Here is a 20,321-nt window from a genome sequence, read left to right as displayed (position 1 = left end):
AGGCGTTGCCAGCATTGCTGTATCACAGCACGGATTTGGTCTTGGCGACGGGCGGTTTGCGCAGGCCTGACAGGGCGCCCAGTGCCCTGGAAATCAGCGGCCAGAACAGCATCAGCAGTGCCGCTGTGGTCAGGCTGCCCACCAGTGGGTTGGACCAGAAAATCCCCAGGTGACCGTCGGAGAACAGCATTGACTGGCGGAATGCATCTTCAGCCTTGTCACCCAGCACAGCGGCCAGTACCAGCGGCGCAATCGGGTAGCCGAGTTTCTTGAACAGATAACCCAGGGCGCCGAAGCCGAGCATCAACACCACGTCGAAGAACGAGTTGTGGACCGAGTAGGCACCGATGGCACAGACCATGATGATGATCGGCGCGATGATCGAGAACGGAATGCGCAGGATCGAAGCGAACAGCGGCACGGTAGCCAACACCACGATCAGGCTGACCACGTTGCCCAGATACATGCTGGCGATCAGGCCCCAGACAAAATCATGCTGCTCGACGAACAGCGTCGGGCCGGGGTGCAGGCCCCAGATCATCAAGCCGCCAAGCATTACCGCTGCCGTGGCCGAACCAGGAATGCCCAGGGTCAGCATCGGCAATAAGGCACTGGTGCCGGCGGCATGGTCAGCAGTTTCCGGAGCGATCACGCCTTCGAGTTCACCTTTGCCAAAATTGTCGCGGTTTTTCGAAAAGCGCCGCGCCAGGCTGTAGCTCATGAACGATGCGGCGGTCGGTCCGCCTGGTGTAATGCCCATCCAGCAACCGACCAGGGTGCTGCGCACGATGGTCCACCAGTAGCGCGGCAGCTTGGCCCAGGTGCGCAGGATCACCATCGGTGTGATGCGCGCATGTTCGCCACGGAACACCAGGCCTTCTTCGACAGTGCAGAGAATTTCACCGATGCCGAACAGGCCGATCACCGCCACTTCGAAGCTGATGCCGGTCATCAGTGTCGGCTGGTCGAAGGTCAGGCGCAGGTTGCCGGACACAGTGTCCATGCCGACCGCTGCCATGGCGAAACCGATCATCATCGCCACCACGGTTTTCAGTGGCGGGTTCTTGCTCATGCCGATGAAGGTGCAGAACGCCAACAGGTACACCGCAAAGAACTCCGGCGAACTGAAGGACATGGCGAACGCGGCAATCTTCGTCGACAGGAAGGTCAGCAACAACACCCCGGCCAACGCACCGAGCAGTGCCGAACTGAAGGCGGCGGTCAGGGCTTCGGCGGCGCGACCTTCGCGGGCCATCGGGTAGCCGTCGAACGTGGTCGCCACCGATGAGGGCTCGCCGGGGATGTTGAACAGGATCGAGGTGATCGAGCCGCCAAACAGCGCGCCCCAATACATGCACGACAGCAGGATGATCGCCGATACCGGCGACATGGTGAAGGTCAGTGGCAGCAGCAGCGCCACGCCATTGGGGGCGCCGAGGCCGGGCAACACACCCACCAGAATGCCCAGCAGCACGCCGATCACCATCAGGCCGATATGGCCCGGGGTCAGGATCAGGTTCATGCCTTGCAGCAGGGAATCGAACTCGCTCATTTGAAGTTTCTCCCGGCCAGGGCAATCCAGTCGCCCATCGGGCCGGCATCCAGCGGGACCTTGAACCACAGCGCGAAAATCAGGTAGCTGGCGAGCACCGCGCCCAGGGACACGCTGGCGATCATCAACTTGCCATAAGGTTTGGCGCGCACCTTGTCACGCCACATGAACCAGGCAATGAAGCACGCCGAGGCCACATAGATGCCGGTCAAGGGCATGGCGCCGACGAACAGCGCGATAGGGATGAATACCGACATCACTTGCTTGAATGCACTGCCGCTGACGAACGCAACACTGAGCGCCTGCCAGCGCACCAGGGTCAACAGGCCGTTGGCCACGCTGGCGGCACTGAGCATCAGGCCGATATAGAAGGGGAAGTAACCCGGCTCTGGGCCGGCATCGCCCCAGCCAATGCCTTGTTCGAGGCTACCGTACATCACCACCGCGCCGATCAGGGTAGTGAATAACGCCAGGCCGAGTTCGACCCAACGGGTGCCGACCAGTGCCGGTGAATCCGAGGAATGGGACATGAACATATCTCCAGCAGGGCACGGCCGCCCGCAGGCAGGCGGCCGTGGCGACTTCAGTTTTTCAGCCAGCCGGCTTCCTTGAACACTGGCGTGACGCGGGCGGTGTCTTTTTCGATGTAGGCAGTCAGCGGCTCGCCTTCGAGGAAGGTCGGCACCAGGGCGTTCTGCTTCACGTAGGCCTTGAACTCAGGGGTTTCTGTGACTTTGCGCATCAGCTCGACATAGAACGCCCGTTGTTCGGCGGTGACTTCGCCGGGCATGAACACGGTGCGCGGGAAGCGATACTGATCGATGCCCAGGCCTTGTTCGTGGCAGGTCGGCACGTCGGCCCAGGATTTATCGCCGGCGACTTTTTCGGTGTAGCTCATGCGCTCCTTGCTGAATACGCAGAGCGGCTCGACCTGGTCACCACGCCATTGGCTGATGCTTTCGCTGGGGTTGTTGACGTTGGCGGCGATGTGTTTGCCGGCCAGTTGGGTCGCGGCTTCGCTGCCGCTCTTGAACGGGATGTACACCAGTTTGCTGTTGTTGGTCTGGTTGAGCAGCAGGGTCAGGGTCTGGTCGACGTCCTTGGACTGGCTGCCGCCCATGCGCAGGCTCGATGGGTCGGCCTTGACCGCCGCGTAGAAGCCCTTGGCGTCTTTCCAGGGCGCGTCCTTGTAGCTCCAGAGGATGAAGTCATCTTCGGCCACGGCGGCAATCGGTGTTAGCTCCTGCCATTGATAGCCGAGCTTGGACACCAGCGGCAACAGGTAGATGTTATTGGTACCGATCACCAGTTTCTCGGCATCGCCCTTGTTCATCTTCATGTCGAGGAAGGCTTCGGCGCCATTGCCGCCGCCCTTGTTAAGGACGATGGTATTAACGTCGAGCAGCTTGTGGGTGGTGATGATCGACTGGATCAGGCGCCCGAGCTGGTCGGTGCCGCCACCGGGGCCACCGGCGACAATGATTTCGACGTTCTTGTCCGGCTGCCAGGCGTGCGCCAGGGCGGGAAGGGCACCGGCGGCGATCAGAGTGCAGCCAAGAAACAGACGGGAAGTGCGACGGACGAATGCATTTCGCATGGGAAGGGCCTCGTTTCGGTGTTTTTGTAATTGTTATGAGCGACTTGTTTAAGCGTTAAAGCCGCAAGCCTGGCCTGAGTGTGTGAACACGCAGACTCCACGTCTAGTCAAAACAATACATACACCGATAGCCTGGAGTTATAGCTCGGCAAACGAAGCAGGACTTATGTAGGAGCGAGCCTGCTCGCGATGGACTCATGGGCGCTGCGTCTCTTCAAGAAACACGCGTTTTCGTTGAAGACCATCGCGAGCAGGCTCGCTCCTACAGAAAAAAGCGCCAACGTTGAAAGGACGTTGAAAGCAGGGCATGGCATAACCCGAGGCTATCGCCTGATTTCAAGTATTGATTAGACGGTTATCAGCGAGCCTTCGATAGTGCTCACCACGCCGCCAGGAAAGGCGTCGTTACGTTCACAACAATAATAAAACGAGGTACGCACCATGGCTCGTTCCAGTGCTTCCCTGAACCTGCCCGCCGCAGGTATCCAGCCACCGGCCGCGGCGAACGCGCAGGCCGGCACCGCCAAAGCCAGCAGTGTGCGTTGGCGGATCTTCGCCATCATCTTCGCCTTGACCATGATCAACCTGATCGACCGGGTCTCGCTGTCCATCGCGATGCCGACCATTGCCCACGAATTTTCCCTGTCTCCCAGTTTGCAGGGGCTGATTCTCAGCAGCTTCTTCTGGGCCTACGCGCTGTTGCAGATTCCCGGTGGCTGGTTGATTGACCGATATGGCCCGCACCGGGTCATCAGTTGGTCGACCGGCTTGTGGGGCACGTTCCAGGTACTGGCGGCGTTCGCCACCGGTGGCCTGTCATTGTTGTTTGCCAGGGTCGCACTGGGTGCCGCCGAGGCGCCGCTGTTCCCCTCGGGCGGCAAGATGATTTCCCTTTGGCTGGCCCCCAGCGAACGCAGTCGCGGCGCGGTGCTGATGGACAGCGGCAGCCCGTTGGGTGTGGCGCTGGGCGGGTTGATCATTGCTTACCTGATCGCTTCGCTGGATTCCTGGCGCCTGGCCTTTGTGATTGCCGGTATCGCCACCCTGGCGCTGGCCTGGCTGGCGCGGCGTTATCTGCGCGATGACCCGGCCAGCCACCCGCAGGTCAATGAAGCCGAGCTTGAACAGATCAACGCCGGCCGTGCCACACCGGCTGCCGAAGCGGCGCGGGTGCCGGTCAAAGGCCTGGGCATTGCCGCGCGTTCCCTCAGTGGCTTGCTGATCGGTCGTGCCAGTTGGGCGATGGTGTATTTCGGGTTGCTGACCTGGGGCCCGAGTTATCTGTCCCAGGCCCGCGGCTTTGATATCAAGGGCATTGGTGCTGCGACTTTCGTGATCTTCCTCTGTGGTGCGCTGGGCTCGTTGACCGGTGGTTTTCTTTGCGACGGTTTGATTCGCAAGGGTGTCAGCCGCGGTATGGCGGTCAAGAGCCTGCTGGCGTTTTCCGGGTTGGTGGCCCTCGGCGCCTTCCTGCTGCTGCCGACCCTGAGCAATCCTTTTGCAGCAGTGGCGCTGTTGGCGATGACCGCGTTTTTCCTGATGTGGGGCAGCCTCTACTGGAGCTTCCCGGCACTGCTGGCGGCTCCGGCGCGGGTTGGCCTGATCGGCGGCGTGATGAACATGGCGGGCAGTACCGGCGGCATTGCGGTACCGATCCTGGTGGGGGTGATTTTGCAGATGACCGGTGGTTTTGCCCCGGTGCTGGGCTTCTTCGCGGTGTGCTCGGCGGTGTTTGTGCTGGCTACGTTGTTCATCAGTCTGGATGAGGTGCGACATGTCTAAGCTCTTGGCCGGTACCACTTGGGATGGCCCGATCGTCGATGCCCATCATCACTTCTGGGACCCGACCGTCAACGACCACCCCTGGCTCGCTCCTGAGGCCAGCGTCCCGTTTCGTTACGGTGACTACAGTGCAATCAAGCGGCGTTATTTCCCTGAGGACTATTTCGCCGATGCGGCCGCGCATGACGTCGTGCAGACGGTGTACGTCGAGACCGAATGGAACCCCGGGGACCCGATTGGCGAAACCAGGTTCATCGAGCAATTGGCCGCCCGTTACGGCGTGCCGAATGCCATTGTGGCGCAAGCCTGGCTCGATCATCCGGACGCCATCGATGTATTGCACGAACAGGCGCGTTTCAAGCACGTGCGCAGTGTCCGGCACAAACCCGGTGGGCCGGCCACGCCACAGCAAGTCGGGCATCTGCGCAGCCTGATGAGCGATGAGCACTGGCGCCGCAGCTATGCCGCCCTCGAAGGCCTGGGGCTGCATTTCGATTTGCAGACACCCTGGTGGAACCTGCACGAAGCCGAGCGCCTGGCCCGGGACTTTCCCGGAATCACGCTGATTCTCAACCACGCCGGCTTGCCCAGCGATCGCAGTGCCGAAGGCCTGGCGAGCTGGCGCCTGGCAATGGCGCGGCTGGCGCAGTGGCCGAACGTGCAGGTGAAGATTTCCGGCCTGGGGCAGGGTGGCCAGCGCTGGCGTGCCAAAGACAACGCCTGGATCGTGCGCGAGGTGATCGCCATGTTCGGCAGCCAGCGGGCGATGTTTGCCAGCAACTTCCCCGTGGACAGCCTGTGCGGCTCGTTCGACGACATCTACAGCGGTTTCAAATCCATCGTCGCCGATCTGCCACGGGCCGATCAGGAGCGACTTTTCTACAGCAACGCGCAGCGGGTTTATCGCTGCGAGCCTTGCGCCATTGACCGTGCGCAGCCTGAACCCTTGAGGAGTGAAGCATGAACAAGACTACCATCGCGATGGTCCTGGGGGACCCCGCCGGCATCGGCCCGGAACTGATCGCGCGACTGCTCGGCGAGCCGCAGGTGCGCAGCCAGGCCAATGTGATCCTGATCGCCGACGAGGCGGAAATGCGGCGTGGCATGCGCATCGCCGGGGTGGAGTTTCCCTTTCGTCGCGTGGAATCCCTGGCGCAACTGGACTTTGTCGATGACACGCCGCTGTTCTACGATTTTCGCGGCGATGCCATGGGTGAGTTCCCCCGTAGCGAAGCCAGTGTGGTGGGCGGTCGCTACAGCCTCGACACCCTCGAACAGGCCCTGCGCCTGACCGAAGCGGGCACCACTGATGCGGTGCTGTTCGGCCCGTTGAACAAGACCTCGTTGCACATGGCCGGCATGGCCCACAGCGACGAACTGCACTGGTTTGCCGAGCTGCTGGATTTCCACGGACCGTTCTGCGAATTCAACGTGCTCGACAACCTCTGGACCTCGCGGGTGACTTCCCACGTGGCCCTGGCCGATGTGCCGGGCATGCTCAGCCAGGCGCGGGTGGTGGAAGCGATTGAGTTGATCGACACCGCGCTCAAGCGCAACGGTCTGGAAAAACCGCGCATCGGCGTGTGTGGCTTGAACCCGCACAACGGTGACAACGGGTCGTTCGGTCGTGAAGAGCTGGACATCATCGGCCCGGCGGTGCGTGCGGCTCAGGCCAAGGGCATCGCGGCTGAAGGGCCGTACCCGGGAGATACGATTTTCCTCAAGGTCCAGGGCGATGCCAGTGCCTTCGATGCAGTGGTGACCATGTACCACGACCAGGGGCAGATCGCGATCAAGCTGATGGGCTTTTCCCGCGGCGTGACGGTGCAGGGCGGCTTGCCGATCCCGATCACCACACCGGCCCATGGCACGGCCTTCGATATCGCCGGGCAGGGCAAGGCCAATGTCGGGGCGATACGCCAGGCGTTCGAGATTGCCTGCCGGATGGGCGCCAACAGCTACTGATTTCCCGATCCATCGACAACACTTAACCCTGTGGGAGCGGGCTTGCCCGCGATGGCGGTGTGTCAGGCGGCATTTATGTCGATTGACATTGCCTCTTCGCGAGCAAGCCCGCTCCCACATTTTTTTGTGTCATGCCTGATAACTCGATCAGAGCAATAAACGCATTCATCTATCACCCCAGGTTATCGCCGGATACGCATAAGTGATTATCCGCCGCCCCCGGGCGCTGGCTAAAGTCGGCCCATCGAATGCCTTGGAACCCGTCACCGAGCAGCTCCAGGCACGCGACCCGACAACTACAAGAAGCCGGCAGCTCAAGGAACTGTATTCATGAAAATCAAAGCGATCCGTACCCGCGTTTTCGAGTGGAAAGGCAAAGTCGTTCCACCTCAAGCGCACTTCTGCACCAACGCCAGTGACATCCTTTTCGAGCGCGGCGACGCCATGGGATCGTTCCGTTTCCACGGCTGGCTGGTGGTGGAAGTCGAGACCGATACGGGCCTGGTCGGCATCGGCAACTGCGCCCTGGCGCCGCGTGTGGCCAAGGAAATCATCGACACCTACCTGGCACCCATCGCGATGGGTGAAGACCCGTTCGACAACGAATACATCTGGCAGAAAATGTACCGCCAAAGCCACGCCTGGGGCCGCAAAGGCATCGGCATGGCGGCCATTTCGGCGATCGACATCGCGATCTGGGACATCATGGGCAAGGCGGTCAACAAACCGGTGTTCAAACTGCTCGGTGGCCGTACCAAGGAAAAGATCTGGACCTACGCCTCCAAGCTGTACGCCAACGACAACCTCGACCTGTTCCTCGAAGAAGCCCAGGGCTATCTGAACCAGGGTTTCACTGCGCTGAAAATGCGCTTCGGCTACGGCCCGAAAGACGGCCCGGCGGGTATGCGCAAGAACATCGAGCAAGTGCGCGCCCTGCGTAATCTGGCCGGCCCCGATGTCGACATCATGCTCGAATGCTACATGGGCTGGACCCTGGAATATGCCCGTCGCATGTTGCCGAAACTGGCCGAGTTCGAGCCGCGCTGGCTGGAAGAACCGGTGATCGCCGACGACATCGAGGGCTACATCGAGCTGAAAAAAATGGGGATCATGCCGATCTCCGGCGGCGAGCACGAGTTCACCTCCTACGGCTTCAAGGACCTGCTGGAGCGTCGCGCCGTCGACGTGATCCAGTACGACACCAACCGCGTCGGCGGCATCACCGCAGCGCGCAAGATCAACGCCATGGCCGAAGCCTGGTCGGTGCCGGTGATCCCTCACGCCGGGCAGATGCACAACTACCACCTGACCATGTCCACCACCGCCTCGCCGATGGCCGAGTTCTTCCCGGTATTCGACGTCGAAGTCGGCAACGAACTCTTCTACTACGTGTTCAAGGGCGAGCCGCAGCCGGTCAACGGTTACATCCAGCTCGACGACCACAAGCCCGGGCTGGGCCTGGAAATCTCCGATGAGTACCTGAGCGACTTCAACATCATCGAGTGACCCTGTGGCCACCAATTCGCGACTCTATGGAGGGCCGACATGCGCCTGATTCAATTCGAAAATACTGCCGGACAACGTCAGGTCGGGCTCGTCGACGGGGCACAGGTCCAGGTGCTGCGCGACACCCGCAGCACCCGCGAACTGGCACTCGCGGCGATCCGCGGCAAACGCAGCCTGCAAGAAGAAGTCGCGCAGCGCGGCACCGAGCCCGGGCCCGATTACGCGCAGTTATTGCAGCAGCGCTGCGTTTTGCCACCGCTGGATCACGAAGACCCGGCCCATTGCCTGATCAGCGGCACCGGCCTGACCCACCTGGGCAGCGCCTCGGCACGGGACAAAATGCACCAGCAGGACGGCGCCGTAGAAATCGGCATGACCGACACCATGCGCATCTTCAAATGGGGCCTGGAGGGCGGCAAACCGGCGGCGGGGCAGGTAGGCGCGCAACCGGAATGGTTCTACAAGGGCGACGGCAGTATCGTCGTGCGCCCCGGTGAGGATTTTCCGGTGCCGCCGTTTGCCGAAGACGCCGGCGAAGAACCGGAGCTGACCGGGCTCTACGTGATTGGCGATGACGGCCAGCCGTATCGCGTTGGTTATGCGCTGGGCAACGAGTTCTCCGACCATGTGATGGAGCGGCGCAACTACCTGTACCTGGCGCATTCGAAGCTGCGCTATTGCTCCTACGGTCCGGAGTTGCGCATCGGTGAGTTGCCCAGGCACCTGGTCGGCACCAGCCGGATCAAACGCAACGGCGAAACGATCTGGGAAAAGGAGTTTCTCAGCGGCGAAGACAACATGTGCCACAGCCTCGCCAACCTCGAATTCCACCACTTCAAATACTCGCAGTTCTTGCGCCCGGGTGATGTCCACGTGCATTACTTCGGCACTGCCACGCTGTCGTTTGCCGACGGTGTAAAGACCCAGCCGGGGGATCGCTTCCAGATCAGCCTGGATGAGTTCGGTGCACCGCTGATCAACGGCATAGGCGAAAGCGCCCAGCCGCTGCCGATCGGACAAGTTCGCGTGCTCTGAACACAGGTTCTGAGTCGAACGCAATGTTGAACAACACGAAGATCGGCTCCCTTTCCCCCTCTCCCCTTTGGGGAGAGGGTTGGGGTGAGGGGTGGCTCTTGAACACCCCACGAATCTTCGGTCAGTCACCTGACTAAGGATCTCCACATGACCACGCCACTCGGACACAACTACATCGGCGGCCGTCGCAGCGCCAACGGCACCTCGCAACTGCAAAGTATCGACGCTACCACCGGTGAACCACTGCCCGGCACATTCTTCCAGGCATCCGAAGCCGAAGTGGACGCCGCCGCCAAAGCCGCCGCTGCGGCCTACCCGATCTACCGTAACCTCAGCGCAGAAAAACGCGCACGATTCCTCGATGCCATTGCCGATGAAATCGATGCCCTCGGTGATGATTTCGTCGCCACGGTCTGCCGCGAAACCGCGTTGCCTGCCGGACGTATCCAGGGTGAGCGCGGGCGCACCAGCGGCCAATTGCGTTTGTTTGCCAAGGTGCTGCGGCGCGGCGATTTCTACGGCGCGCGCATCGACCGGGCGTTACCGGAGCGTCAGCCGTTGCCGCGTCCGGACCTGCGTCAGTACCGCATCGCCCTGGGGCCGGTGGCGGTGTTCGGCGCCAGCAACTTTCCGCTGGCGTTCTCCACCGCCGGTGGCGATACCGCTTCGGCGCTGGCCGCCGGTTGCCCGGTGGTGTTCAAGGCCCACGGCGGCCACATGGCGACCGCCGAGTGGGTGGCGGACGCAATCATTCGCGCCGCCGAGCGCACGCAGATGCCGGCCGGTGTGTTCAACATGATCTATGGCGGTGGAGTGGGTGAGTGGCTGGTCAAGCATCCGGCGATCCAGGCCGTGGGCTTCACCGGCTCGCTCAAGGGCGGTAATGCCTTGAGCCACATGGCCGCGAACCGGGCGCAACCGATTCCGGTATTCGCCGAGATGTCGAGCATCAACCCGGTATTTTTGTTGCCCGAGGCGCTCAAGGTGCGGGGCGAGCAGATCGCCGCGCAACTGGCCGCTTCGGTGACCCAGGGCTGCGGGCAGTTCTGTACCAATCCTGGCCTGGTCATTGGCCTGCGTTCGCCGCAGTTCAGCACCTTTCTCGAAACCTTTTGCGCCAGCATGAACCAGCAGCCGCCACAAACCATGCTCAACGCCGGCACACTGGCCAGCTACAGCCGGGGGCTGGGTGAATTGCACGAGCATCCGGGCCTGCTGCACCTGGCGGGCAAGCCGCAGCAGGGCAATCAGGCGCAACCGCAGGTGTTCAAGGCCGATGTCAGTCTGTTGCTCAAGGGCGATGATCTGCTGCAGGAGGAAGTGTTCGGGCCGACCACTATCGTTATTGAAGTTGAAGATCGGGCGCAGTTGGCGGCGGCGCTGCACGGCCTGCGCGGGCAACTGACGGCGACGCTGATTGGCGAGGCCGACGAGTTACTGGAGTACCGCTGGTTGGCGGAGGTATTGCAGGAGAAGGTCGGGCGGATTCTGCTCAACGGCTATCCGACCGGGGTCGAGGTGTGCGAGGCGATGGTGCATGGCGGGCCATATCCGGCGACTTCGGACTCGCGGGGCACGTCGGTCGGGACGCTGGCTATCGACAGGTTCCTGCGACCGGTGTGCTTCCAGAATTATCCGGATGCGCTGCTGCCAGAGGCATTGCAGGATGCCAATCCGCTGGGGATTGAGCGGTTGGTGGATGGGGAGATGAGTGCTTCGGCTTTGTAGTGCCTGAGCTGACGCTTTCGCGGGCAAGCCCGCTCCCACAGTTGATCTCAGTGATCACAGATATCGCGTTCACATGAGATCCAACGTGGGAACGGGCTTGCTCGCGAAGACAATGTCGCAAGCACCGCAGCACTACCGGGTCGATACCTTAGCCACTTTCACCACCGTCGGCTTCAACACCATCCACAACGCCAGTGCAATCAACAACCCCCCATAAATATGCGCCATGGACAGTGGCTCATCGAGAAACAGCGCTCCCCACAACACGCCGAACAGCGGAATCAAAAAGGTCGTGGTCATCGATTTCACCGGACCAATCGAGCTCAGGAGCCGGAAGTAAATAATGTACGCAAACGCCGTGCAGCCCAGGCCCAGGCCCAGCAACGACAACCAGACATTCCAGCCGCCCCAGCTCGTCGGTGGCTGGGTGATTACGCTGTAACCGAACAACGGCAGCAGCAACAAGGTTGCCCCGAGCATGCTGCCCAGCGCTGAAAGACGACTGTCGAGCCCACCGGCCTGATCGAGCCAGCGGCGGGCCAGAAACCCCGCAAATCCGTAGCAAGTGGTCGCGAGCAGGCAGGCGACGGCACCCATCAGCAGTTCCATATCGAACGCCACCGGACCGGCACGGGTCAGCACGCCCACGCCGAACAGCCCCAGGAACACACCGCCGAGTTTGGCGCCAGTGAGCCTTTCATGGAAAAACAGGCCGCCGATCAGCACGCCCATCAAGGGGGTCGTGGCATTGAAAATCGACGAGTAACCGGCTGGCAACACCTGCGCGGCCACCGAATAGAGGGTCGCCGGAACCCCGGAGTTGATCACCCCGAGCAGCATCACGGTTTTGAGTTTGCCCTTGAAATCCCAGCTGACACGCATCAGCCCCAGTATCACCAACAGTCCGGCGGCGGCGATCGATACACGGAAAAAAGCGGTAGGAATGCTGCCGATCACCGGGGCGATGATGCGCATGAACAGAAAGCTTGCCCCCCAAATGGCCGCCAGGGACAGTAAACGAAATATATCGACGGGGTTCACTGCGCGGTCCTTCCTGGGGGGAGGGGCGAAAGTGTTGCCGAGTGTGTGATCGATGGCAACCGAAATCCGGGCATTTAACTCTTCAGGGTGTCGACGACGCGAAGGCACAAAAATTACGCTTCTCCTGCACCCGCTTCACTGGCTAAGCTCAGGGCTCCCGAATTCCCGCAGAGGTCTCACCATGGCGCAGCAATGGCCAGCCGCCGACATCGCCCGAATGGTTCTCGATGGCTTTGACGATTACCGCGAGCATTTCCGTCAGATCACCGACGGCGCCCGGGCCCGCTTCGAGCAGGCTCTCTGGCAGGAGACGCAATCGGCGTCGGCGGCACGGATCAACCTGTACGAAGAAAAAGTCGGCGAAACGGTGGAGCGGCTGCGCACCGCGTTTGATGCCGATACGCTGGACGTAAGCTGCTGGCCGCTGGTCAAAAGCGCCTACATCACCCTGATCGACCTGCGCTTCGACGATGAGCTGTCCGAAACCTGGTACAACTCGATTTTCTGCGGCCTGTTCAGCCACGACCTGATCAGCGATGGCTGCATGTTCATCCACACCACCCGGCCGAGCCTGCGTCGCGCCCGTGCTGCGCAAACCCGTACCTATAAACCCCAGGGCCAGCTGTCGGCGATGTTGGCGAGCATCTTCGCCGACTACCGTTTCAGCGAGGCGTACGCCGATTTGTCCGGCGACCTGCGCCGTCTCGAAGCGCAGCTGCGCGAGAACCTGCCGGACTGGGTGTGCAAGGACCCCGAGCTGAGTGTCGAGCTGTTTTCCTCGGTACTCTATCGCAACAAGGGCGCGTACCTGGTGGGGCGCATCTACACCGCCGATGAGCAATGGCCGCTGGTGATTCCGCTGTTGCACCGCGAAGGTCGCGGGATCCAGATCGATGCACTGATCACCGATGAAGCCGATGTGTCGATCATTTTCTCGTTCACCCGCTCGTATTTCATGGTGGACGTGCCGGTGCCGGCGGAATTCATTGGCTTCCTCAAGCGCATCCTGCCGGGCAAGCACATTGCCGAGCTGTACACTTCGATAGGTTTCTACAAACACGGCAAGTCCGAATTCTACCGGGCACTGATCAACCACCTGGCCAACACCGACGACCAGTTCATCATGGCCCCCGGCGTGCGCGGTATGGTCATGAGCGTGTTTACCCTGCCGGGTTTCAACACCGTATTCAAAATCATCAAGGACCGTTTCTCGCCGTCGAAAAACGTCGACCGCGCCACGGTGATCGAGAAGTACCGCCTGGTGAAGAGCGTCGACCGCGTGGGGCGCATGGCCGATACCCAGGAGTTCGCCGACTTCCGTTTCCCGTTGAGCAAGTTCGACCCGGCGTGCCTGGAGGAGCTGCTGGAAGTCGCGCCGTCCACGGTGTCGGTGGAAGGCGACACGGTGCTGATTCGCCACTGCTGGACCGAGCGGCGCATGACCCCGCTGAACCTGTACCTGGAAAACGCCAACGAGGCGCAGGTGCATGAAGCGCTGGAAGACTACGGCCTGGCGATCAAGCAACTGGCGGCGGCGAACATCTTTCCCGGCGACATGTTGCTGAAAAACTTTGGCGTCACCCGCCATGGGCGCGTGGTGTTCTACGACTATGACGAGATCTGCTTCCTGACCGAAGCCAACTTCCGATACATCCCGCAGCCGCGTACACCGGAAGATGAAATGGCTTCTGAGCCTTGGTATTCGATCGGGCCGCTGGATGTGTTCCCGGAGGAATTTCCGCCGTTTTTGTTTGCTGATTCGGGGCAGCGCAAGTTGTTCGATCAGTTGCATGGCGAGTTGTATAACGCCGATTACTGGAAGAGCCTGCAAGAGGCGATTCGGGCAGGGAAGGTGATTGATGTGTTTCCTTATCGGCGCAAGGGGTTGGATAGCGAGTAGGTATTCAAGACCCCCCCCTCACCCCAGCCCTCTCCCGGGGGGAGAGGGGGCCGACCGAGGCGTCTTGCGTCAAACATCGACCTGAAAGACCTTGGCGATTATGGATTCGGTAAAGCACCCGGACAGTCGATGTGCTTCTGAAGTCTTGGCAATAATGGATTCAACAAAGCACTCGCAGGTCGATGCACGTCTAAAGCAACCCACCCCAGCCCTTTCCCGGGGGGAGAGGGGGCCGACCGAGGCGTCTTGTGTCAAACATCGACCTGAAAGACCTTGGCGATTATGGATTCGGTAAAGCACCCGGACAGTCGATGTGCTTCTGAAGTCTTGGCAATAATGGATTCGGCAAAGCACTCAAAGGGCGATGTACTCTGCTGTCTTGGCAATAATGGATTCAACAAAGCACCCAACAGTCGATGTGCTTCTGAAGTCTTGGCAATAATGGATTCAACAAAGCACTCGCAGGTCGATGCACGTCTAAAGCAACCCACAATCGGCCCCCTCTCCCTCCGGGAGAGGGCTGGGGTGAGGGTAGCAATCCCCCTGACACGCCACAAATCCCCCAAATCTGCGACAATCCGCAACCTGCGCCACTAGACGACTGAATTGCGTACCCGATGACCGACGAATCGCCCTCCATCGACAAACTGCTGAAAAACCTCGATCACGCCATGCTCGCCGACCGCCACCGGCTGCGGCGGCAACTGCTTGAGCTGCGCAAGAAACCCGACGACGCCAAGCTGGCCCAGTGGGTTTCGCGCATGCAAGCCTCCTGTGATCAGGTGCTGGCGCGCAAGGCCAGCCTGCCGGTGATTCGTTACGACGACAGCCTGCCAATCGCCGCCAAGCGCGACGAAATCAAGAAGGCACTGGAAAAGCATCAGGTGTTGATCATTGCCGGTGAAACCGGGTCGGGCAAAACCACCCAGTTGCCGAAGATCTGCCTGGAAATCGGTCGCGGCCAGCATGGCCTGATCGGCCACACCCAGCCACGCCGAATTGCCGCGCGCAGCGTCGCCAGCCGGGTTGCCGAGGAACTGGGCACGCCATTGGGAGCGCTGGTTGGCTATCAGGTGCGCTTTGAGGATCAGAGCGACTCCAACACGCTGATCAAACTGATGACCGACGGCATCCTGCTGGCGGAAACCCAGAACGACCGCTACCTCGAGCGTTACGACACGATCATCGTCGACGAAGCCCACGAACGCAGCCTCAACATCGACTTCCTGCTCGGTTACCTGAAAACCCTGCTGCCGCGCCGTCCGGATCTGAAAGTCATCATCACCTCGGCGACCATCGACCTGGAGCGCTTCTCCAAGCACTTCGACGATGCGCCGATTGTCGAAGTCTCCGGGCGTACCTTCCCGGTGGACACCTGGTATCGCCCGCTGACCCTGGAGCAGGACGAAGAGGGCAACCGTGTCGAGGACGATCTGACCGTGGATCAGGCGATCCTTGCCACCCTCGACGAAATCGCCGCTTTCGAGCGCAGCGAACGCCGCAGTCCCGGTGACGTGCTGGTGTTTTTGCCCGGCGAGCGGGAGATTCGCGACGCTGCCGACATGCTGCGCAAGGCCCAGCTCAAGCACACCGAGATTCTGCCGCTGTACGCGCGTTTGTCGCCGGCCGAACAGCAGCGGATTTTCCAGTCGCACCCCGGCCGACGCGTCGTCTTGGCAACCAACGTCGCGGAAACCTCGTTGACCGTGCCGGGTATCCGTTACGTGATCGACAGCGGCACCGCGCGCATCAGCCGCTACAGCTACCGCGCCAAGGTCCAGCGCCTGCCCATCGAAGCGATTTCCCAGGCCAGCGCCAACCAGCGCAAGGGCCGTTGCGGGCGGGTCGAGCCGGGTATCTGCGTGCGCCTGTACAGCGAAGAGGATTTTCTCAGTCGCCCGGAATTCACCGATCCGGAGATCCTGCGCACTAACCTCGCGGCGGTTATTTTGCAGATGCTGCATCTGCGCCTCGGTGAAATCACTGCGTTTCCGTTCATAGAGCCGCCGGATGGCAAGGCCATCAGTGACGGTTTCAACCTGCTGCAAGAACTCTCGGCGGTGGACCGCAACAGCCAACTGACCCCGCTCGGACGGCAACTGGCGCGGCTGCCGGTGGACCCGCGCATGGGCCGCATGCTGCTTGAAGCGGCGAAACTCGGCAGCCTGCAGGAAGTCCTGATCGTCGCCAGCGCCATGTCGATCCAGGACCCGCGCGAGCGTCCGCCGGAGCGTCAGCAGGCGGCCGACCAGGCCCACGCCCAATGGAAAGACGCCGACTCGGACTTCGCCGGGCTGGTCAATCTGTGGCGCGGTTTCGAGGAACAGCGCCAGGCGTTGACCGCCAACCCGCTGCGCAACTGGTGCCGCAAGAACTTCCTCAATTATCTGCGCCTGCGTGAATGGCGTGATTCCCATCGCCAGTTGAGCCTGATCTGTCGTGACATGCAGCTGAGCCTCAACAAGGAACCGGCGGACTACCCGAAACTGCACAAGGCCGTGCTGGTGGGGCTACTCAGCCAGATCGGCCAGAAAACCGAAGACGGCGATTACCTCGGTGCCCGTCAACGACGCTTCTGGATTCACCCGTCGTCAGGAATCGGCAAGAAGCGCCCGCAATGGCTGATGACCGCTGAACTGGTGGAAACCACCAAGCTCTACGCGCGCATGGTGGCCAAGATCGATGCCGACTGGATCGAGCCGCTGGCCGGGCACCTGATCAAGAAAAACCACTTCGAACCCCATTGGGAGAAGAAGCGCGGGCAGGTGGTGGCGTTCGAGCAGATCACCTTGTTCGGGCTGATCGTTGTCGGTCGCCGGCCGGTGCATTACGGCCCGGTCGACCCGGTGGTGTCGCGCGAACTGTTCATCCGCGAAGCCCTGGTACGTGGCGAGATTCAGTCCAAGGCCAAATGCCTGACGGCCAATAAACAGTTGCTGGAGCAACTCGACGAACTGGAAGCCAAGGCCCGCCGTCGCGACATTCTTGCCGACGAAGAAACCCTGTTTGCCTTCTACGACGCACGGCTGCCGGCAGAGATCCACCAGACCGCGACCTTTGACGCCTGGTACCGGATCAACAGCCAGAAAGACCCGCAGTTGCTGATCATGCGCGAGGAAGACGTGCTGGCCCGCGAAGCCAGTGAAGTCACCGCGCTGCATTACCCGGACACCCTGCACATCGGTGATCTGGAATTGGCCTTGAGCTACCACTTCGAACCCAATCATCCGCGCGACGGCGTGACTCTGCGGGTACCGGCGCCGCTGCTGCCGATGCTGCCGCCGGAGCGTCTGGAGTGGCTGGTGCCGGGGGTGATCGAGGCCAAGTGCATCGCCCTGGTGCGCAACCTGCCCAAGGCCTTGCGCAAGAATTTCGTGCCGGTGCCGGACTTCGTCAAGGCGGCCTTGCAACGCATGACCTTCGCCGAGGGTTCGCTGCCCCAGGCGCTGGGACGCGAGTTGCTGCGCATGACCGGGGCACGGGTCAGCGACGAAGCCTGGGCAGAAGCTGAGCAGCAGGTGGAAAACCATCTGCGGATGAACCTGGAAATCGTCGACGCCCAGGGCAAGTTCCTCGGCGAAGGCCGCGACCTCGCCGAACTCACTGCGCGCTTCGCCGAAGCCAGCCAGGCCGCCTTGGCCGTGCCGCAAACCGCGAAAAGCCAGCAGCCGGTCGAGCCGAAAGTGTTTGCCGCCGTGGCGGAAAAAACCCAACAGAAGATTGCCGGGCTGTCGATGACGGTGTATCCGGCACTGGTGGAAGAGGCCGGCACGGTCAAAGAAGGACGCTTCTCGACGCCGGCCGAGGCCGAATTCCAGCATCGCCGCGCCTTGCAGCGCTTGTTGCTGCAGCAGTTGGCTGAACCGGCGAAGTTCCTGCGTAGCAAGTTACCGGGCCTGACTGACCTGGGCCTGCTGTACCGCGACATGGGGCGTGTCGATGCGCTGGTGGAAGACATTCTGCTGGCCAGCCTCGACAGCTGTATTCTCGACGGTGAAGATCCGCTGCCTCGTGACGGTTCCGGACTGGCGTCATTGGCCGAGCGCAAGCGCGGGGCCTGGACCGAGCACGCCGAGCGGCTGGCGAAACTGACCCTGGAAATCCTCAAGCTCTGGCACGGTCTGCAAAAGCGCTTCAAGGGCAAGATCGACCTGGCGCAAGCTGTGGCCCTGAACGACATCAAGCAGCAATTGAGTCATCTGGTGTATCCGGGTTTTGTCCGGGAAACGCCGATGCAGTGGCTCAAGGAGTTGCCGCGTTATCTGAAAGCAGTCGAGCAGCGTTTCGAAAAAATCGGTGCTCAGGTCCAGCGGGACCGGGTCTGGAGCGGTGAGTTGTCCGGTCTCTGGAGCCAATACCAGGCCCGCGCCAGCAAGCACGCCCAGGAAGGCAAGCGCGACCCGCAGCTGGAGCTGTATCGCTGGTGGCTGGAGGAATACCGGGTTTCACTGTTCGCCCAGCAACTGGGGACCAAGGTGCCGATTTCCGACAAGCGTCTGAACAAGCAGTGGGCACAAGTCGAGCCTTAACCCTTGTGGAGTGGGGCCTGTGGCGAGGGGCTTGTCGGACCGCCGCACCGCCCCGCTGGGTGGCGAAGCCGGCCCAAAACCTGTGACGTCGGTGTATCGGTTTCATCGAGTGCGCAGGTTTACGGCTGCTTCGCAGCCGAACGGGGCGGTGTGGCGGTCCGACAAGCCCCCTCGCTACACAAGCCCCTTCACCCTATATCGGCCTTCACCAAATAAGCCCACACAAGTAGGTGTTTGCTCGCGCAAAAGGGGCGAAAACCTGACGTTTATGGCAAACTTCGCGCCTATAAATACCGGCCCCGCGGTTTAGAGCCTTCGCGGCTGCGGGCAGGTCGGATAAAGCGATGCCAGGTTTGCGTCCCCTGGATGGGAATAGACCCCTTGTGTGTTGGTACGTCGGTGCCAATGCTTTCTGCCTGAACAGATTAGAGACACGACCATGCATAACGTCGTCATCAGCGGCACCGGCCTCTACACCCCGGCCAATAGCATCTCCAACGAAGAGCTGGTGCAGTCTTTCAATACTTACGTCGCCCAGTTCAATGCCGACAACGCCGACGCCATCGCGCGTGGCGAAGTCGAGGCCTTGACCGAGTCCAGTGCGGCATTCATCGAAAAAGCTTCCGGCATCAAGAGCCGCTTTGTCATGGACAAGGAAGGCATTCTCGATCCGCAACGCATGGCCCCACGCCTGCCCGAGCGTTCGAACGATGAGTGGTCGGTGCTCTGCCAGATGGCTATCGGCGCTGCCGAACAAGCCTTGCAACGCGCCGGCAAGACTGCCGCGGATATCGACGGCGTCATCGTCGCCTGCTCCAACCTGCAGCGGGCCTACCCGGCCATTGCCATCGAAGTGCAGGAAGCGCTGGGCATCCAGGGTTTCGGTTTCGACATGAACGTGGCGTGCTCCTCGGCGACTTTCGGCATCCAGACCGCCGCCAACAGCGTGCAACTGGGCCAGGCCCGGGCGATCCTGATGGTCAACCCGGAGGTCTGCACCGGCCACCTTAATTTCCGCGATCGCGACAGCCACTTCATCTTCGGCGATGCCGCGACGGCGGTAATCATCGAGCGCGCCGACCTGGCCACGTCCAAGTACCAGTTCGACATCGTCAGCACCAAGCTGCTGACCAAGTTCTCGAACAACATCCGCAACAACTTCGGTTTCCTCAACCGCGCTGCGGAAGAGGGCATTGGTGCCAAGGACAAACTGTTCGTGCAGGAAGGCCGCAAGGTGTTCAAGGAAGTTTGCCCGATGGTGGCCGAATTGATCGGTGCGCACCTGGAAGAGAACCAGCTCAACATCAGCGACGTGAAGCGCTTCTGGCTGCACCAGGCCAACCTCAGCATGAACCACCTGATCGTGAAGAAACTGCTCGGTCGCGACGCCACTGAACAGGAAGCGCCGGTGATTCTCGACACCTACGCCAACACCAGTTCCGCAGGTTCGGTGATTGCGTTCCACAAAAACCAGGACGACCTGGCCGCCGGCTCGCTGGCCGTGCTGAGTTCGTTTGGCGCGGGTTATTCGATTGGCAGCGTGTTGTTGCGTAAACGCTGAGTTGTTGTTGTAGGAGCGAGCATGCTCCGGGCGGCGTTCCGACGATGAACCTGAGATCGCAGCGGGGAACCAGACTCCCCGCGTTATCGTTAACGACCATCGTCGGGACGCCGCCCGGAGCTTGC

Annotated in this window: 13 protein-coding genes; 9 read left to right on the top strand and 4 right to left on the bottom strand. The window is 61.3% G+C overall.

All coding sequences use genetic code 11. The features are described from left to right. Positions 1-22: 22 nt before the first annotated feature. The 3 genes from KW839_RS25715 to KW839_RS25705 are packed head-to-tail and all read right to left on the bottom strand — an operon-like array spanning position 23 to position 3,149. The gene (locus KW839_RS25715) at positions 23-1,552 is read right to left on the bottom strand and encodes a tripartite tricarboxylate transporter permease (RefSeq protein WP_218425840.1); all 1,530 of its coding nucleotides are present in this window, start codon (positions 1,550-1,552) and stop codon (positions 23-25) included. Beyond that, positions 1,549-2,082, bottom strand: coding sequence for a tripartite tricarboxylate transporter TctB family protein (locus tag KW839_RS25710; protein ID WP_060541291.1), 534 nt, complete (start codon positions 2,080-2,082; stop codon positions 1,549-1,551). Before KW839_RS25710 ends, KW839_RS25715 begins: the two co-directional genes overlap by 4 nt. Positions 2,083-2,135: 53 nt before the next feature. Next, positions 2,136-3,149 carry a tripartite tricarboxylate transporter substrate binding protein gene (locus KW839_RS25705; RefSeq protein WP_218425839.1) on the bottom strand — a complete coding sequence of 338 codons (1,014 nt, stop codon included), beginning with the start codon at positions 3,147-3,149 and terminating at the stop codon, positions 2,136-2,138. A gap of 441 nt (positions 3,150-3,590) precedes the next feature. On the opposite strand from KW839_RS25705, the gene KW839_RS25700 reads away from it, so the two are divergent. From KW839_RS25700 to KW839_RS25675, 6 genes are all read left to right on the top strand, one after another. Then, entirely contained in the window at positions 3,591-4,931 is a 1,341-nt protein-coding gene (locus KW839_RS25700; RefSeq protein ID WP_218425838.1) for an MFS transporter, read from the top strand. Further along, positions 4,924-5,895 carry an amidohydrolase gene (locus KW839_RS25695; protein WP_218425837.1) on the top strand — a complete coding sequence of 324 codons (972 nt, stop codon included), beginning with the start codon at positions 4,924-4,926 and terminating at the stop codon, positions 5,893-5,895. Before KW839_RS25700 ends, KW839_RS25695 begins: the two co-directional genes overlap by 8 nt. Further along, complete coding sequence (locus KW839_RS25690; protein WP_060541295.1) at positions 5,892-6,896, top strand: 4-hydroxythreonine-4-phosphate dehydrogenase PdxA; 1,005 nt, start codon at positions 5,892-5,894, stop codon at positions 6,894-6,896. Before KW839_RS25695 ends, KW839_RS25690 begins: the two co-directional genes overlap by 4 nt. 330 nt (positions 6,897-7,226) lie before the next feature. Then, on the top strand, positions 7,227-8,402 hold the full coding sequence (locus KW839_RS25685) for an L-rhamnonate dehydratase (protein ID WP_060541296.1): 1,176 nt from the start codon (positions 7,227-7,229) through the stop codon (positions 8,400-8,402). A 39-nt stretch (positions 8,403-8,441) separates the two neighbouring features. Continuing rightward, a complete protein-coding gene (araD1, locus tag KW839_RS25680; RefSeq protein ID WP_218425836.1) occupies positions 8,442-9,437 on the top strand; it encodes an AraD1 family protein in 996 nt (331 codons plus the stop codon). Between the two features lie 147 nt (positions 9,438-9,584). Continuing rightward, complete coding sequence (locus KW839_RS25675) at positions 9,585-11,165, top strand: aldehyde dehydrogenase (NADP(+)) (RefSeq protein ID WP_218425835.1); 1,581 nt, start codon at positions 9,585-9,587, stop codon at positions 11,163-11,165. Between the two features lie 132 nt (positions 11,166-11,297). Here KW839_RS25675 and KW839_RS25670 read toward each other — a convergent pair whose 3' ends face one another. Next, positions 11,298-12,206 carry a DMT family transporter gene (locus KW839_RS25670; RefSeq protein WP_218425834.1) on the bottom strand — a complete coding sequence of 303 codons (909 nt, stop codon included), beginning with the start codon at positions 12,204-12,206 and terminating at the stop codon, positions 11,298-11,300. 181 nt (positions 12,207-12,387) lie between these two features. On the opposite strand from KW839_RS25670, the gene aceK reads away from it, so the two are divergent. From aceK to KW839_RS25655, 3 genes are all read left to right on the top strand, one after another. Further along, positions 12,388-14,106, top strand: coding sequence for a bifunctional isocitrate dehydrogenase kinase/phosphatase (aceK, locus tag KW839_RS25665; protein ID WP_060541300.1), 1,719 nt, complete (start codon positions 12,388-12,390; stop codon positions 14,104-14,106). Between the two features lie 617 nt (positions 14,107-14,723). After that, on the top strand, positions 14,724-18,635 hold the full coding sequence (gene hrpA, locus KW839_RS25660; RefSeq protein ID WP_218425833.1) for an ATP-dependent RNA helicase HrpA: 3,912 nt from the start codon (positions 14,724-14,726) through the stop codon (positions 18,633-18,635). Positions 18,636-19,074: 439 nt separating this feature from the next. Next, a complete protein-coding gene (locus KW839_RS25655) occupies positions 19,075-20,196 on the top strand; it encodes a beta-ketoacyl-ACP synthase III (RefSeq protein WP_218425832.1) in 1,122 nt (373 codons plus the stop codon). The last annotated feature ends 125 nt before the right edge of the window (positions 20,197-20,321 follow it).

Origin of the sequence: Pseudomonas sp. PDM31 (assembly GCF_019218965.1) — a bacterium.
Classification (GTDB): Bacteria; Pseudomonadota; Gammaproteobacteria; order Pseudomonadales; family Pseudomonadaceae; genus Aquipseudomonas.
Note: the sequence above shows the minus strand (reverse complement) of the source record. Positions and strands in the feature narration are given on the sequence as shown.